The sequence below is a fragment of the Salinicoccus cyprini genome (assembly GCF_007713705.1).
In the GTDB taxonomy this organism is placed as follows: domain Bacteria; phylum Bacillota; class Bacilli; order Staphylococcales; family Salinicoccaceae; genus Salinicoccus; species Salinicoccus cyprini.
This window is the reverse complement of record NZ_VMSJ01000006.1, coordinates 19,983-35,576: the sequence shown is the minus strand read 5'-3', so window position 1 is coordinate 35,576 and position 15,594 is coordinate 19,983. Positions and strand designations below refer to the sequence as shown.

Here is a 15,594-nt window from a genome sequence, read left to right as displayed (position 1 = left end):
ATATCCAATTATATGATTTTACCAATTTTCATGGTGAATTTCCACTCTGTGATTCGTTATTCCCTCATACCTGGGTCTGAACCGGTGTTTACTGGTATGGATTTTCGGCTATACATCTATAACGCTCTACAGAAGCAGAACAGGAGAGATGAATCATGACAAGTATCGAAGACATCTTTGAAGTGCAGAAGAAGCACTATAGTACAGAAAATCAGACCAAGGGAGATACAGGTTCATACGGCATGGTAGCCAGTGCAATTGAAGAAGCGACGCATGCCGGCAACCAGATGCTCGAACAGGGCGGAAATGCATTTGATGCCCTGATCGCCGTCCAGCTCGCCCTCTCTGTCGTCGAAGGCATGAATACAGGCATCGGCGCAGGAGGATTCATTGTATGCCATGACAGGAAAAAGCAGGAGACAAAGGTGATCAATGCACATTCCCGGTCGCCGGCCGAACTCGGACCAGAATGTTTCCTCGATGAAGATGGTAAAGTCATACCGTTCGACAAGCGCTCTACACATGGCAGTTCCGTCGGCGTTCCCGGTATCATGAAGGGGCTCGGCCATCTCCATGAAGAATATGCCACACTGCCTCTTGAGACTTTGATTGAACCTGCCATCAGCCTTGCCGAATCGGAATTTCCTGTAAACTCCCTTTGGGAACGCACACTTGAACTGTTCTCCCATCGTCTTGGCGAGGAGGCGCGGAAGAAGTTCATGCCGGATGGCAAGCCAGTCAAGCAGGGCGATACCATTGTGCAGCCCGAACTCGCCAGAACTTTGAGGATCATCAGGGATGAAGGCTTCGATTCCATCTATGAAGGGGAGATTGCCGATGCCATAGTCGATGCCGTCAAGGAGCAGGGAGGTGTCATGACCCATCAGGACCTCATCAACTACCATGTCAAGATTGAAACGCCGCTCTGGACAAAGTACAGAGGTTTCGATATCGCCATGCCTGCGCCGCCGAGCGGCGGCGGTATTGCAGTGGCGCAGCAGCTGAAGATTCTGGAAGGTCTCGACATTTCACAATATGATCCGCATTCCCCTGAAAAGTACCATCTGCTGGCCCAGACCATGCAGCTGGCACTTGCGGATAAGAATACTCATATTGGTGATTCGGACTTCCACGAACTGCCGATTGACGGCCTGCTGCATCCGGACTATATCGATGAACGCAGATCACTGATTTCCACCGAAGACCGTGCCAGAATATATATGCACGGTGATCCATGGAAGTATCAGGAAGGCAGGGATGGTGTCAGTGCAGTCGATCGCTATGTGGACAACGAAGGATTTGAAACCACCCATTTCACCGCTGTCGACCAGTGGGGCAATGTTGCTGCATGTACTTCTTCCATCGAGCGTATCTACGGTTCCGGCATCATGGTTCCGGGTCACGGATTCATCATGAACAATGACCTGACCGATTTCGAAGCGGAACCTGGCCAGGTCAATGAACCCGATGGACAGAAGTACCCGACAAGCTCCAAATGTCCGACCATCCTATTCCACGAAGGCAGACCCTTCTTCACCCTGGGTTCTCCAGGTGCACAGACCATTGTTGCTTCCGTGGCACAGACCATCATCAATATCATCGACTATAATATGCCACTGGACGAAGCAATCCGCGAGCCGAGAATCTATGTCACACGGGATCTGGAGACACAGTGGCAGGATGGCCTCGATGATGACGTGCTTGAAGCCATGAAAAGGATGGGCTATCATTTTGACCAGTCGTTCAAGGAACAGACTGCCGACACTCGGATCGGTGATATCCAGGCAATCATGATCGACCAGTCGGACGCGCATAAACTGTACGGTGCTGCCGATTCACCCCGTCCTGGAGGCGCTGAAGGCGTGTAGCGTCGTGAAATTGAAGATTTGTTGACAAGTGTAGAAAGTCCTTTCAAATGCAGTGGGGAATTGGTATAATAAACCATTGCATGAAGGGGCTTTTTTTCTTCGTGCAGCTATCAGGTATATCCTGCAAATATAATTTGATAGGTGGAAAAGAAATGGATTATCAAGTTTTACTCTATTACTACTACAATGATATTGAAGACCCGGATGCTTTCGCTGCAGAGCACCTCGAATTATGCAGAAGCATGAATCTCAAAGGCCGTATTCTTGTTGCCGGTGAAGGCATCAATGGTACTGTATCCGGTACTGTGGAAGACACAGAGCAGTATATGGCATACATGAAGCAGCACCCGCTGTTTGAAGGCATCGTATTCAAAATCGATGAGGCCGAAGGCCATGCTTTCAGGAAGATGCATGTCCGTCCACGCCCTGAACTGGTCAATCTCAGTCTGGAAGAGGATGTCAACCCGCATGAAATTACAGGGGAATACGTGGAGCCCGCAGATTTTCTGGAACAGATGCAGGATGATAACACAGTTGTCCTCGATGCAAGGAACACATATGAATATGATGTCGGACATTTCCGTGGCGCCATCCGTCCGGATGTCGAGACGTTCCGCGACCTGCCGGAATGGGTTGAGGAGAATCGTGAAATGCTCGAAGGCAAACGTATTCTGACATACTGCACCGGCGGCATCCGCTGTGAGAAGTTTTCAGGATGGTTGAAGCGTGAAGGTTTCGATGATGTCGGACAGCTTCACGGCGGTATTGCCACATATGGCAAAGATCCGGTCGCCAAAGGGCAGAACTGGGACGGCATGATGTATGTCTTCGACGAAAGGCTGACAGTACCGGTCAACCAGGTGGAGCATAATATTGTCGGCAAAGATCATTTCGACGGTACTCCTTGCGAACGCTACATCAACTGTGCAAATCCGGACTGCAACGACCAGATTCTTGCTTCAGAGGAAAATGAAGCGAAGCACCTTGGCGGATGTTCAATCGAATGCACCAAGCATCCGAGAAACAGGTATATCGCTGAAAACAATCTGTCTGCTGAATATGTGGACGCACAGATCAGAATGCTCGAAGAAGAAGCATTTGCCAAATAGAACGAACACCCTTCATCCATTTCATTGTGGATGAAGGGTGTTTTTTAGAATTTGACGATGACACGGCCTCTGACATGTCCTTTCAGAATATCATTGAGCGTATCCGGCAGTTCCTCAAGTGCTGCTTCATAGGCAATATGCGTCTCAAGTGCAGAAGGTTTCAGGTCATTTGCGAGACGATCCCATACTTTCAGTCTTTGTTCCATCGGATACTTGACAGAGTCGATGCCGAGCCAGTTGATGCCGCGGGAGATGAAAGGCAGTACTGTCGTCTCGACTTCGATCCCCCCGGCAAGCCCGCATGTTGCGACAGATCCACCATAGTCGAGACTGCTCAATATATATTGCAGCGTCTTGCCACCGACAGGATCGACTGCTGCCTTCCACTGCCTCTTCCTCGTGGATTTCCCATCTTCGTCCGTGACTTCGTCACGGTGGATCACCGTGTCGGCACCTAGAGATTTCAAATACTCCGCTTCTTCTGTACGGCCGGTACTGGCAACGACAGTATAGCCCCTATCAGCCAGCATGTTGATCGCAAGACTGCCGACACCACCGCTTGCGCCGTCAACGAGCACCTTGCCGGGACCCGGTTCCAGTCCATTCTCCTCAAGCCGCTGGACGCATAGCGCTGCGGTGAAACCGGCGGTACCAAGTTCCATCGATTCCTTCAGACTCAGCCCTTCAGGCAGTGGCACAACCCATTCCGACGGAATTCTTGCAACTTCACTGAATCCGCCACTGTGGCGCGTACCGATATGGTAGCTTGTCGCGATCACCTCGTCACCCTCTTTGAAGCGCTCATCTTCAGATGATATGACTGTACCGGCAAGATCGATTCCAGGAATGATCGGAAACCTCTCTGCAATGCTGCCTTTCACTGCCACCATGCCATCCTTATAATTTACGCTGGAATAGGCGACCTTGATGGTCACTTCCCCTTCGGAAAGGTCATCCATGCCGATCTCCTTGATCTCCATTGTTGTCTCTGCATCCTTCTTGTCAACAACCAGTGCTCTGAACTTTTCCATATACAGCCTCCTCAATATGAATAATAGAACTTCAATGTTTCCACTATACCCTCGAAACCATCGACATATCCATACGATTACTTCAAAGAGTTATATTTCAATATTTCCATATGATCCTGGTATCTGAGCATCCAGCTGCTCGCAAAAGAGGCGATGACCTGCTGGAACAGCATGCAGAATACAACCGGCATGGCCACTTTCGGCGGAAAGTATGCCGTTGCGATGACGACACCGATGGATATATTCCTCATGCCGACGGTATAGGTCACTGTTGTAGCAATGGATGGGTCTTTGAACAGGAAATGACCGATGACGAGTGCAAAAGCATATGCCGACAAGGTGATGAACAGTACGAGGCACAGTATTGCGACAATGTTCCATGAGAAAGTCTGCAGATAGGGAGCGATGACGCTGCCATTGATCAGGATGATCAGCAGTATGCTGAGCTTTGAAAAGGGGGCGAGCTTTGGCGAGACCGTTTCTTTCACCTTGCCGCGTGTCATCTCATTCAGCAGAATGCCGAGGAGTGTCGGCAGTACGATCATCCAGAAAAGATCTGTAATCAGTTCACCGGAATCGAGGTTGACCGCCGTGCCGCCCACCATGACGAGAATGATCGGAAGTATGACCGGTGCCAGCAGTGTATCCAGCAGAATGATGGAAAGTGCCAGCGGCAGATTGCCTCGGGTGATCGCCACCCAGATGACCGATGTGACTCCTGTCGGTACTGCCACTGCCAGCGTAAAACCGATGATCAGCAGGTGGTCATCAAACAGCAGTGAAGAAAGCATGTATCCCCAGAAAGGCAGCAGGACGTGCAGCATCACAATGCTCATCAGAATCGCTTTCGGGTGTTTTGCCACCATACCGAAATCCTTGAAATCCATCCCCAGCGCGCCGGTGAATGTCATGAAGGCGAAAAGCCAGGGTACAAGAAACAGGAAGGATGCGCCAAAGTCACCAAGCAGCACGCCAATGATGAGACTGAGCGGTGTCAGTAGCGCAAGCCATTTCTGTATGAATCTGTTGAAACGTTTGAGCATGGCATTCCCTTCCTCACTTTTCCATCATCTTATCATGATGGCAGATATTCTGAAACGGGCATTCTTATTCATCCGGAATGATGATAAAAACCCGACTCCAATCTGCTTGCGCGAATTGGCATCGGGTCATGGTTCATATTATATGATTAATCGAGTACGGCGATGATGAATCCATCATGTCCACTGCTGCCGACTGTCTGGACCGCTGTCGCGTCCACACGTGGATGATCTGTAAGTATCTGCAGGAAACGCTGCATTTTAGGGCACGTTGCCTCCTCCGCTTCAAATGTCTCATTTATCTTGCGTTCCGTTACAATGACCGAGCCGCTTTTGGCCATGCCGATCGCCGCTTCCAGATAGTCCGGATAACGTTGCTGGTTGGCATTGATGAATATGAAATCAAAACGCGGGTAGCCTCGCTCCAGCAATTTCGGCAATGTATTCTCTGCAGGTGTATCGATCACTTCGATCTTGTTATCCAGTCCAGCAGCTCTAATGTGCTTGAGCGCTGTTTCTGCATATTCCGGATTGGATTCGATGGTTGCCATTCTGCCTTCCTCCGGCAGCGCCTTACCCAGCCATAGTGTGCTATAGCCACTCAATGTACCTACTTCCAACACCGTTTTTGCACCTTTGATTCTCGCCAACAGCTGAAGAAACTTGCCTTGACCACTTGTTGCTTCAGCTCTTTCTTCATCATTTTCGAGAATCCCTGTAATCACTTCATCTTCAGCATTCAGCTGGGAAGTAAAATACGCGTCCACATCATTCCAAAGTTTGGACATGTTAAATAGTTCGCCTCCGTAGATTATAAACACTTTTTTATAGTACGCTCCAATATTTTCCGAATATTTAATAAACATACTATAGTTCAGCATATTACACTAAAGATGTATGGATTGCAAATGCACCTCCACCGCCTTTTGTATGGCAGCATCTCAAAACCTCTGATATGACTGGTGTGACAGTGGCCTGAGTCAGCAGGCATAATTCTTGTGTTATGAAAGGGTGCATACTAATATAATCAAATGCAGTCATAGTATTATGCCTTCAAATCCAATACATAATAGGAGAACTTTTCATGGAAAAAAATACTGCGACCCAATATGAATACTTGTCGGATAATCCCGATATCAAGACACTGCCCATCATGCTTTCTCTTATTATCGGTGCATTCTTTGCAATTTTGAATGAAACGCTGCTCAATATTGCCCTTACTACGCTGATGGAGCAATTTGATGTCTCCCTGCCGACAGTACAGTGGATGGCCACCGGCTTCATGCTTGTGATGGGGATTGTCATACCCGTATCTGCACTCCTGATACAGTGGTTTACGACTAGACAGCTCTTCCTCGGTACGATGATTGTATTCACCGCAGGAACCATCATTGCCGCCTCGGCCCCGACATTCGGCGTCCTGCTTGCCGGCCGGATGATACAGGCAGTCGGTACCGGCATGCTGATGCCGATCATGTTCAACGTATTCCTGCTGATGTACCCACCCCATAAACGGGGAAAGGTGATGGGCATTGTCGGACTGGTCATCATGTTTGCACCAGCCATCGGCCCTACACTCTCAGGTATCATTGTAGAATATCTTGGATGGAGATTCCTTTTCATCACAGTTATTCCATTCTCGCTATTTTCGATCGTGTTTGCATTCTTCTTCCTGGTCAATGTATCAGAAGTGACACGTCCTAAAATCGATATTCTTTCCGTCATCTTTTCAACCATCGGTTTTGGGGCCACCATCTATGGTTTCAGCTCCGTAGGAGAGAGCGAATCGGGCTTCGCCAGCCCTGAAGTACTGTTATCCATCGCTGTTGGGCTGGTCGGTATTTCCCTATTTGTCTATCGACAGCTGCGTCTCGATGAGCCGATCATAGATCTCAGGGTGTTCAAGTACCCGATGTACCGGCATGCCGTCATCATGTTCCTGATCATCGTCATGACCATGTTCGCATCAGAAATCATTCTGCCGATATACATGCAGGGGCCACTGCAGCTGAGTGCTGCTACCGCCGGTCTGCTTCTGCTGCCGGGCAGCCTGCTGAATGGTGCGCTTTCCCCATTCATGGGCCAGCTGTTCGATAAGGTCGGACCAAGACCGATGATGATTCCTGCGACGCTCATACTGACAGGCACGATGTTCATGATGAGCCGTCTTGATACCAGCACTTCGGTATGGGTCATCGTCGTCAGCTTCATGCTTCTCATGATTTCCGTTTCGGCAATCATGATGCCTGCTCAGACGAATGGCCTCAACCAGCTGCCGAAAAACATGTATCCACATGGTACCGCTGTAGTATCCACATTGCAGCCGCTGGCTGGTGCAATCGGCGTATCCGTGTTCATCAGTGTATTGAATGCAAGACAGGCAAGTTTCCTGTCGAATGCAGATGCGCCGAATGATCCGGCGACAGTCAACGAAGCCATGGTCGCTGGTGTTGAACTTGTCTACTTCATCGGATTCGTCATCTCGATCGCCGCCTTCCTGATGGCACTGCGCGTATACCGTGCACGTCCGGACGATATGGTGGATGCACAGCCTGAAACAAAATAGCAAAAGGGACTCGGCATCCCATAGAGAAAATCCCCGTGTGATTGTACTCAAAGTGCAACCTTACGGGGATTTTTCAGGTACTCCAAAACAAAAAGCACCTTTTACTATTTTTCATTTCTATTATCGACTGATATATGCTGGTCATCTTCTGGTTTTTCAAGTTTTATGATTGCAAACCCCAATCTTATGAGCAGCATGAGCATCACACCAACGCCGACTATGAGATAGATCATGGTAAACCATTTGCTGAGTGAAGCTTCTGGTGCCAAACCAGTGTTAATACCAGTCGGAATAAGACTGACAAAAGCGAAATAGAACGAGTTGAGCAGTGTCCATCCCTCCGTCTGATGATAGAAAAGAGTCCCGGATAACAGGATGATTGCCAATGTCAGCAGCAACGTTCTGAATAAGGGTTCCTTGCCTATTCGGAATATTGCCGAGATCAGCCGTTTTAAAGTCAGAACAAATGAGATCAACGTTTCCCCTCCTCGATTACTTTAATATTCTATAGAATTGGTTTTCACCTGATGATTATAACCTTTCTGAAAAGACTGCACCATCATAAAAAGAGAAAGCCTGTCCATGCAGCAGGGACCGGCTTTCTCAGAACTGATTCATATTTCATTATTCCTGATGCGTTCGATTACTATTTTGAGCCAGTGGAGTGTATGCTCTTTTCTGGCTGTGACATAGCCTTTCATCAGATCAACCATCTTCGCGTTGGTTTCGTTCACCTGAATCCTGTCTTCCATTTCCCTGACGTATGCCCAGCGCTCTTCAATGCTGACCGCCTTGTTCTCCAATATACGAACAACTTCCTCGCGGTCGACATACTTCAGACATGTCAGACCGACTATCATATCCTTAATATCGCCTGCATTTTCAAATAACTTGTATATTAGCTTCGGCAATGCTTCACGGCCTTTATCCGTAATTGCAAAAACCTGCTTGTCCGGACGGTGGTCTTCCTTGATCACTTCTACAATTTCAATCAGACCTTTTTTGGCCAGGGCATCGAAATTGTAGTACAGCTTGCTTTCGGTCAGGTTCGCCAGTTCATCGAGTGGCAGAGGCTCGGACAGCTGTTTTTTCAGCTTGTAGGGATAGCTGTTGTCCTGCATGAGCCGGCTCAGTATGAATATTTGAATGGACATCCGACTACTCCTTTGTAAAGCATATTATCTTCATTGTAACAGACTTCAGGGTGTCACTTCCGCCGGAGTCGGCATTTTGCTGTCATCAGCTACTGGTGTGTCAAGTTCAACCAGCTTATGAACAAATGCAACAATCATGATGTTGATCAGCATTGCTATCCCGCCGATTGCAGCCATCGACCAGAGAAATGGACCTGCACTGATGCTACCGTAAAGATTTGCAGTATAGGCCTGGACGGAATAGTACATTGGGGAAATATGACTCATCCATTCATATGGTGCATACATCAGGTCGCGTGGCATTGTGGATCCATTTGCCAATGTCTGCATCAGGAGAATCGGCAAGTTGAAGATCATGCCGGCTTCACCGACCAGAAATACAAGAATGGCAGTGAAGTTGAAGGCAACGACATAGTTCAATACTTGCTGTCCTGCCAGTTCAAGCAGCAGGTCGGCACTTGGACCGTTGATCAGGTAGACGATGCCCATGGCAATCAATGTTGAGGTGACTGCGACAATCAGGGCTGTCATCTGAACATAGATGAACAGTCTCGTTCTACTCGCCTTAGCACGATTTTCCCGATATGCACTAATCAGCTGCATCGCACCGATCATGGCACCTGTATAACCGGCCATTGTAAGGAACATCGGCAGCATACTGTTGTTCATGCCATCCGGCACCTCGTTGATGCTGACCACATTTCCAACATATGCGGATTCAATCTGTGCAGACAGTTCAGCAGCCTGTGCTTCTGGTACATTGAAATTCATCAGCACACCTTGTGCTGTCTGCTGTGAAAATTGCATGCCCAATTGGTTATTGATTTCTGAAACAATCGAAGTCATGGTAGATGACACTATCTGTGGTGCAGCTTCGTTGGTAGTAAAGTCGATGGCTGCATTTCCCTTTCCGCCTGCGACATCTTCAGAGAATGTTTCGGGAATGTGTACAACCATCGCCAACCCATTATGTTCCAGGTCATTCATTGCCTGTTCATTTGTCAGATCAGTAGCTATCTCCTTGAAAGGCAAATTCTCCTCAAGCTGGTCAGCAATCTCTCCGCCATATTCTCCAGCGTCTTCGTTGACGATGGCAATGTGCAGCTGATCAATATTTCCGGGTATCGCAGAGTAGCCCGGCAGGAATATGCCAAGCATGGCAACCGCATAAAATACACCCATAAAAATTGTGGCTATTGCACCTTTCGTTCCCAGGAACTTTTTAAAACTCACCACTTATTTCCTTCTTTCTTCTTATACTTTGTTCAAAGTACTTTTATTAGAGTCGAGATGTATCATAATCCTTTTTCATTGCTCTGTCAATAGAGAAATCTGTTTGCATCAATAATTTTTCAATGCATACAAAAACCCCGGACAACGATACATTTTAAAGTACCATTTATCCGAGGTTCGATACGGAAGTATTTTTTCCTATTGGATGATTTCCTTCACTCTGCCTACGATGCCGCTCTCGAGTTTCACTTTGATGCCATGCGGATGCGTCGCCGAGTTTGTCAGCAGTTTTGCGACAACACCTTCCGTCAGTTCACCGGAACGCTGATGATGCTTCTGCACCACCTTCACTTTTGTTCCCGGCCTTATATCATTTCTTCTTGTACCATCCATATCATTTTCCTCCTCATTGCGTTTCCATACATCATAACATGACGATTCTTGGGTGAATCGTTCGAATCATATCCGGATTTGTCGCAAACCAAACATTTATTTTCAAATAGTGAACATATTCATCTTTGATGTTATAAAAATACAGATAAAACGCATATAATATATTATAATTGTTATTCAATAAAAAATAAGGAGGTCGCATCATGACTGGAAAGACACATATATTGGGCGGCATCGCAGCCAGTCTTGCTGTTGCCCATACAGCAAATGAAAATCCACTGATCATGGTCGGTGCGGGAATAGCGGGTGCCCTCCTGCCCGACATCTGTCATAGCGGCAGCATGATCGGCAAAAGGTTTCCCATCCTATCCAGAATCATCAATCTGATTTTCGGACACCGGACCTTCACGCATAGCCTGCTGTTTCTGGTACTTGCATCGTTTCTTATCGACCGGTTCTTTCCGAACGATGTCCTGAAGTACGGACTTTTGACGGGCATGATCAGCCACTACATACTGGACATGGGGACAAAGCGCGGCATCAAACTGTTCTTTCCACTGAACCTTACCGTCCGCTTCCCTCTCACCATCCGTACAGGGAGCAAGGTCGAGAATCTGATTTTCAGTATCCTCACCCTCGTTTCCTTCTATTTCGGATATCAGGCACTCTCATGGTACGGAGTTGGACTCTGATTTCGAAACGATTCAGATTACAATCGATACCTTATAGCTTACATGCCTGCTGAGTGCCGTCAGAAATTCATCCAATGCACCGCTTGATGGAAATCTGCACTCCAGCAGGTAGCAGCTCTCTCCGCTCACCTTATAATTATTTGCAACATATTCTTTCTCCTCATCTATGAATGCAAGATATGGCTCATGGTTGGGACTGCCGGTAAAAATATCTATGAAAACATGCATCGGCATGCCCATTTTCTCTTGGTTGACCTTGATGGTATACCCTTCGATGATTCCCTGGTCCTCCATCTTGGCCACTCTTGCCGACGCAGCAGGGCCTGTAAGGTGCACTTTCTCACCCAGTTCTTTCATTGTCATGCGTCCATTATTCTGAAGCACCTCGAGTATTTCCTTATCTGTTTCGTTCAACTGCCCCAACTCCTTTCAGAAATAAAGTGAAATGGGCTAAACACTTTATCGAATCCATGTACATCTGCAACTTGAAAATTATAAAATGGGTATAGGAAATATAGTAAAACAAAAAGGAAGATTTTTAATGAAATTTAATCATTTGCGTAATGCTACCGCACTCATTGAATATGCAGGCAAAACTTTCCTCATCGATCCAATGCTCTCTGAAAAAGGCGCATTGCCACCAATGGGCGAAGGCGGCGTTCCAGCTCCAGCCCCACGTATGGATCAGCGCAACCCGCTTCAGGAATTGCCTGTTTCAGTTGAAGATGTTGTCTCAAAAGCAGATGCAGTCATCGTTACCCACCTGCACCCGGACCACTGGGATGCTGCTGCAGTGGAAGCACTGCCTAAGGACATCGCTGTATTCACACAAAATGATGAAGATAAAAATGTCGTTGCAGAAGCCGGCTTCACGAATGTAACGCCTCTTTCCAATGATACAGCATTTGAAGGCATCAGTCTTATAAAAACACAAGGTGAGCACGGACGTGGGGAAATCCTCCAGGCTGCAGGACTTGTATGCGGCGTTGTCTTCAAACATGAAGACGAGAAGACATTGTATCTTGCTGGTGACACCGTATGGTATGACGGTGTAGAAGAAGAAATAAAATCCCACAATCCTGACGTCATTGTTGTCAATGCTGGGGACAACCAGTTCCTGGTCGGCGGTTCACTTGTCATGAAAGAAGACGACGTGCTTGAAGTATCCAAAGCAGCACCTGAAGCAGACATCGTTGCTGTACACATGGAAGCCGTAAACCACTGGAACCTTTCCAAAGCTGACCTTAAAGCGTATGCAGAAGACAAAGGATTCAGCGACAAGCTGACTGTTCCTGAAAATGGAGATACACTCGAATTCTAGGCACACTAGTACACCCCGATAGCAAATGCTATCGGGGTGTTATTACATAAGAAACCAATCAGCAGGCTACTTTGGCAGAACATCGCCCTTTTCGAGCATAATAGGATCGATGTCCACAGTATCCGGATATTTTATGCCGGCTCCGGTATTCAGTACGACCACTTTTTCATCTTCAGCAATCCACCCGTTTTCCCTCAGTCTGCGTGCCGCTGCAAATGCCGCCGCCCCTTCCGGGCAGACGAAGTTGCCTTCAAGATTTGCTACATGCTTCTGTTCCCGCAGCATCTCCGTGTCATCGATGGCGATTGCACAACCGTCTGTTTCATAGAGGGCATCGAGTACAAGAAAATCTCCGAGCGCCTTTGGTACATTGATGCCGAAGGCTTTTGTTTCTGAGTCATGCCAGAACTCGGATTCCCGTTCTCCTGCTTCCCATGCTTTGACGATGGGTGCGCACCCGCTTGCCTGGACGGCGACCAGTCTCGGCAGATCGCCTTTCACCCATCCGAGCGTCCTAAGCTCCTTCAAGGCTTTATGGATACCGATCAGACCGACACCGCCGCCCGTCGGATACAGAATGACATCCGGCATATTGAAGCCGAATTGCTCTGCAATTTCCAGCCCCATCGTCTTCTTGCCTTCAATCCGGTAAGGCTCCTTGAGTGTAGAAACATCATACAGTTCCTGATCCTTGACGGCACTTCCGACAATTTTACCTGCATCACTGATCAGACCGTTGACAAGATAGAGGTCAGCCCCTGATATGGCGACTTCATTTCTTGTGATCTCCGGTGCATCCTCAGGCATGACAATCGTCGATCTGATGCCTGCTCTCGCCGCATATAGCGCCCATGCTGCTCCAGCATTACCGTTGGTCGGCATGGCAAGCGCCTCTACACCAAGTTCCTTCGCTTTCGACACACCGACTGCTGCACCCCGTGCCTTGAAGCTTCCAGTCGGTACAAGCCCCTCGTCCTTTATGTAGAGATTTTCTAGTGACATGGCATCACCGAGACGTGGCAGGTGGACAAGTGGGGTCATGCCTTCCCCAAGTGAAACGACATTGCTTTCGTCTTCCACAGGAAGCAGTTCGTGATATCTCCATAGATCCGGTTTGCGGTCTTTCAGATGATCTGGTGTCAGGTTTTTCTTTATGCCTTCCATATCATATGCAACAAGCAGTGGAGAACCACATGTACATAGCTGCTGCTGATCTTTTGTGCTGTAGGTACTGCTGCACTTCGGACAGTAGAGATGTGATACGTAGCTATATTTCATTCAATCAGCTCCTGATCCATGATGTAGTGTAAGATACGCCTGGTCTGCTGCAACGTTTCCAGTTCCATTATAACTGGAACAGTGATTGAAGTTAACCGATAACCGATTCAGAAAGTCGGATATCTATTTCAACCAGCCTTTTTCCTCCGCTTTTGAAATTGCCTCGATGCGGTTGTCGACATTGAGCTTATCGAGGATGATCGATACATAATTTCTGACTGTGCCGTTTGAAAGATGCAGATCTTTGGCAATCGCTTTTGTAGTCTTTCCTTCAGCCAGAGACTGGATGATTTCTATTTCACGTGCTGTCAGTGGATTGGCTGCTTCAAACGCAATATCGATCAGCTCAGGGGAATAGATGCGCCTGCCTGTCATGATCTGACGGATCGACTGCGCCAGTGACTCGCTCGAGCTGTCTTTCAGTAGATAGCCGCTCACTTCCGCCTTTTTCGCCCGCTCGAAATAGCCCGGACGGGCGAATGTTGTCAGGATAATGACTTTGCAAGGGGCATCCTTCAGATGCTCCGCTGCCTCAAGACCCGTCATGACGGGCATTTCTATATCCATCAGACAGATATCAGGAGCTTCCTTTGCAACGAGGTCCAGCGCTTCAGCGCCACTGGATACTTGTCCGACAACAGTGATATCCTCTTCAAGATCAAGCAGTGCAGCAAGTGCGCCCCTCAAAAGGTTCTGGTCTTCTGCCAGCACAATGCGGATCATCTTCATTCCTCCTCTATCTGTTTCAATACTTTCGGTACTGTAATGTTGATTTCAAATCCATCTTTGTTATTCGTAATATGAAGTGCGCCATTGACGAAGGATAGACGCTCTTTCATGCCCTGGAGTCCATGACCAGGCTGTATCACAACTTCGTCGCCTTCCCCATTATCCATGATCTTCATCAATATATCCCGATTCGTATCAATCATTTCAATGACACAGAGCTGTGCCTGGCTGTGCTTCACTACATTGGTCACGGCCTCTTTCAAGCACATGCTGAGTACGTTCTCGACCAGCACCGGCAGCTGTTTGAACTCTCCCTCCGTAGTGATATCATAACGGATCTGTGCTGCATCCATCAGCTTTTTCACATGCTCGATCTCATTTTCGAGACTCGCTTCCTTCATATCACTGATCATTTCCCTGACTTCCTTCAGTGCCTGCCTTGAAGTCGACTGGATATCTTCAAGTTCGTGCTTTGCGGCCTCGGCATCCTTGTCTATCAGTTTTCTTGAAAGCTCACTTTTCAGACCGATCATCGACAGCTTCTGACCAAGCGTATCATGCAGGTCACGGGCGATTCTGTGACGTTCCTCCACAATGGCAAGCTCGGCGATTTTCAGATTGGCATCCTCAAGCTTTGATTCCAGTGCCTCCTGCTTGAGACGGTTATACTGGTTGATTGGTACCAGTATCACGCCGAGCACTGTCATGATGAGAAATGGCAGGTGAACGAGCAGCACGGTGTAATTGTAGAAGAAGCCGAAGGTGATGGCAGTGACCGTCGTCACCAGATGAATGACATACATCGAGATGAATCCGGCCTTGCTGCTGATATTACCGATGAAGAATGCAACAAACAGTGCAAAATAAACGTAGCTGTACAGTACAGTCATCACAATATTGATGGCAAATTCTATGCTCAGTCCGATATAGATCAGCGGCCCCCGCCTATTGAATGTCAGCCAGGAGACCGTAAAGAAGAGCATGGTCATGATGATGCCGAAAACAATTTCCCATAACGATGTTGAACGGAAGATGAAATAGAAAGGAAGGACACAGAAAATGATCCATATGTATAGACTCAGGCCCGTATTCTTTGGAAATATATGATACCAGTCCCGCATGTGCATCCGCCTCCTTTCAGTTCATCTCTTATCTTTTCCAGTTTAACAGGTTTGTGTTT

General features: G+C 47.8%; 16 protein-coding genes. 5 read left to right on the top strand and 11 right to left on the bottom strand.

Going from position 1 to position 15,594, the window contains the following annotated elements:
- Window positions 1-155 precede the first annotated feature (155 nt).
- Window positions 156-1,868 carry a gamma-glutamyltransferase gene (gene ggt / locus FO441_RS11755; RefSeq protein WP_145290427.1) on the top strand — a complete coding sequence of 571 codons (1,713 nt, stop codon included), beginning with the start codon at window positions 156-158 and terminating at the stop codon, window positions 1,866-1,868.
- A 152-nt stretch (window positions 1,869-2,020) separates the two neighbouring features.
- On the top strand, window positions 2,021-2,977 hold the full coding sequence (gene trhO / locus FO441_RS11750; RefSeq protein WP_145290424.1) for an oxygen-dependent tRNA uridine(34) hydroxylase TrhO: 957 nt from the start codon (window positions 2,021-2,023) through the stop codon (window positions 2,975-2,977).
- Between the two features lie 44 nt (window positions 2,978-3,021).
- On the opposite strand, the gene FO441_RS11745 is transcribed toward trhO, so the two are convergent.
- The 3 genes from FO441_RS11745 to FO441_RS11735 all read right to left on the bottom strand — a co-directional run bounded on the left by FO441_RS11745 (window position 3,022) and on the right by FO441_RS11735 (window position 5,836).
- Entirely contained in the window at window positions 3,022-4,008 is a 987-nt protein-coding gene (locus FO441_RS11745) for an acrylyl-CoA reductase family protein (protein WP_145290421.1), read from the bottom strand.
- A gap of 77 nt (window positions 4,009-4,085) precedes the next feature.
- On the bottom strand, window positions 4,086-5,051 hold the full coding sequence (locus FO441_RS11740; RefSeq protein WP_145290418.1) for a bile acid:sodium symporter family protein: 966 nt from the start codon (window positions 5,049-5,051) through the stop codon (window positions 4,086-4,088).
- A gap of 146 nt (window positions 5,052-5,197) precedes the next feature.
- The gene (locus tag FO441_RS11735; RefSeq protein ID WP_145290416.1) at window positions 5,198-5,836 is read right to left on the bottom strand and encodes an O-methyltransferase; all 639 of its coding nucleotides are present in this window, start codon (window positions 5,834-5,836) and stop codon (window positions 5,198-5,200) included.
- Between the two features lie 296 nt (window positions 5,837-6,132).
- On the opposite strand from FO441_RS11735, the gene FO441_RS11730 reads away from it, so the two are divergent.
- Entirely contained in the window at window positions 6,133-7,614 is a 1,482-nt protein-coding gene (locus tag FO441_RS11730) for an MDR family MFS transporter (protein WP_145290413.1), read from the top strand.
- Window positions 7,615-7,718: 104 nt separating this feature from the next.
- On the opposite strand, the gene FO441_RS11725 is transcribed toward FO441_RS11730, so the two are convergent.
- The 4 genes from FO441_RS11725 to FO441_RS11710 all read right to left on the bottom strand — a co-directional run bounded on the left by FO441_RS11725 (window position 7,719) and on the right by FO441_RS11710 (window position 10,394).
- A complete protein-coding gene (locus tag FO441_RS11725) occupies window positions 7,719-8,090 on the bottom strand; it encodes a potassium channel family protein (RefSeq protein WP_145290410.1) in 372 nt (123 codons plus the stop codon).
- A gap of 138 nt (window positions 8,091-8,228) precedes the next feature.
- On the bottom strand, window positions 8,229-8,768 hold the full coding sequence (locus FO441_RS11720) for a PadR family transcriptional regulator (RefSeq protein WP_145290408.1): 540 nt from the start codon (window positions 8,766-8,768) through the stop codon (window positions 8,229-8,231).
- Between the two features lie 45 nt (window positions 8,769-8,813).
- Entirely contained in the window at window positions 8,814-10,001 is a 1,188-nt protein-coding gene (locus FO441_RS11715) for a YhgE/Pip domain-containing protein (protein WP_145290405.1), read from the bottom strand.
- A 198-nt stretch (window positions 10,002-10,199) separates the two neighbouring features.
- Complete coding sequence (locus FO441_RS11710) at window positions 10,200-10,394, bottom strand: YwbE family protein (protein ID WP_145290402.1); 195 nt, start codon at window positions 10,392-10,394, stop codon at window positions 10,200-10,202.
- Window positions 10,395-10,597: 203 nt separating this feature from the next.
- On the opposite strand from FO441_RS11710, the gene FO441_RS11705 reads away from it, so the two are divergent.
- Window positions 10,598-11,086: a metal-dependent hydrolase gene (locus FO441_RS11705; protein WP_145290399.1), complete on the top strand. Its 489-nt coding sequence runs from the start codon at window positions 10,598-10,600 to the stop codon at window positions 11,084-11,086.
- 12 nt (window positions 11,087-11,098) lie between these two features.
- Here the strand turns inward: FO441_RS11705 and FO441_RS11700 are convergent, their stop codons facing one another.
- Window positions 11,099-11,500, bottom strand: coding sequence for an Lrp/AsnC family transcriptional regulator (locus FO441_RS11700; RefSeq protein ID WP_145290397.1), 402 nt, complete (start codon window positions 11,498-11,500; stop codon window positions 11,099-11,101).
- A 127-nt stretch (window positions 11,501-11,627) separates the two neighbouring features.
- Between FO441_RS11700 and FO441_RS11695 the strand changes: the two genes are divergently transcribed.
- Window positions 11,628-12,407, top strand: coding sequence for an MBL fold metallo-hydrolase (locus FO441_RS11695; RefSeq protein WP_145290394.1), 780 nt, complete (start codon window positions 11,628-11,630; stop codon window positions 12,405-12,407).
- Window positions 12,408-12,473: 66 nt separating this feature from the next.
- Here the strand turns inward: FO441_RS11695 and FO441_RS11690 are convergent, their stop codons facing one another.
- From FO441_RS11690 to FO441_RS11680, 3 genes are all read right to left on the bottom strand, one after another.
- Window positions 12,474-13,685: a threonine synthase gene (locus FO441_RS11690; RefSeq protein WP_145290391.1), complete on the bottom strand. Its 1,212-nt coding sequence runs from the start codon at window positions 13,683-13,685 to the stop codon at window positions 12,474-12,476.
- A gap of 123 nt (window positions 13,686-13,808) precedes the next feature.
- The gene (locus FO441_RS11685) at window positions 13,809-14,408 is read right to left on the bottom strand and encodes a response regulator transcription factor (protein ID WP_145290389.1); all 600 of its coding nucleotides are present in this window, start codon (window positions 14,406-14,408) and stop codon (window positions 13,809-13,811) included.
- Window positions 14,409-14,410: 2 nt separating this feature from the next.
- Window positions 14,411-15,535 (bottom strand): sensor histidine kinase, encoded by a 1,125-nt coding sequence (locus FO441_RS11680; protein WP_145290386.1) that lies wholly within the window; start codon window positions 15,533-15,535, stop codon window positions 14,411-14,413.
- Between the last annotated feature and the right edge of the window lie 59 nt (window positions 15,536-15,594).

Bases quoted from the DNA above. Each gene is read 5' to 3' on its own strand.
- FO441_RS11705 (WP_145290399.1), top strand. From the start codon at position 10,598: ATGACTGGAAAGACACATATATTGGGCGGCATCGCAGCCAGTCTTGCT.
- FO441_RS11720 (WP_145290408.1), bottom strand. From the start codon at position 8,768: ATGTCCATTCAAATATTCATACTGAGCCGGCTCATGCAGGACAACAGC.
- FO441_RS11695 (WP_145290394.1), top strand. From the start codon at position 11,628: ATGAAATTTAATCATTTGCGTAATGCTACCGCACTCATTGAATATGCA.
- FO441_RS11735 (WP_145290416.1), bottom strand. From the start codon at position 5,836: ATGTCCAAACTTTGGAATGATGTGGACGCGTATTTTACTTCCCAGCTG.
- FO441_RS11745 (WP_145290421.1), bottom strand. From the start codon at position 4,008: ATGGAAAAGTTCAGAGCACTGGTTGTTGACAAGAAGGATGCAGAGACA.
- FO441_RS11730 (WP_145290413.1), top strand. From the start codon at position 6,133: ATGGAAAAAAATACTGCGACCCAATATGAATACTTGTCGGATAATCCC.
- FO441_RS11690 (WP_145290391.1), bottom strand. From the start codon at position 13,685: ATGAAATATAGCTACGTATCACATCTCTACTGTCCGAAGTGCAGCAGT.
- FO441_RS11685 (WP_145290389.1), bottom strand. From the start codon at position 14,408: ATGATCCGCATTGTGCTGGCAGAAGACCAGAACCTTTTGAGGGGCGCA.
- FO441_RS11740 (WP_145290418.1), bottom strand. From the start codon at position 5,051: ATGCTCAAACGTTTCAACAGATTCATACAGAAATGGCTTGCGCTACTG.
- ggt (WP_145290427.1), top strand. From the start codon at position 156: ATGACAAGTATCGAAGACATCTTTGAAGTGCAGAAGAAGCACTATAGT.
- trhO (WP_145290424.1), top strand. From the start codon at position 2,021: ATGGATTATCAAGTTTTACTCTATTACTACTACAATGATATTGAAGAC.
- FO441_RS11710 (WP_145290402.1), bottom strand. From the start codon at position 10,394: ATGGATGGTACAAGAAGAAATGATATAAGGCCGGGAACAAAAGTGAAG.
- FO441_RS11680 (WP_145290386.1), bottom strand. From the start codon at position 15,535: ATGCGGGACTGGTATCATATATTTCCAAAGAATACGGGCCTGAGTCTA.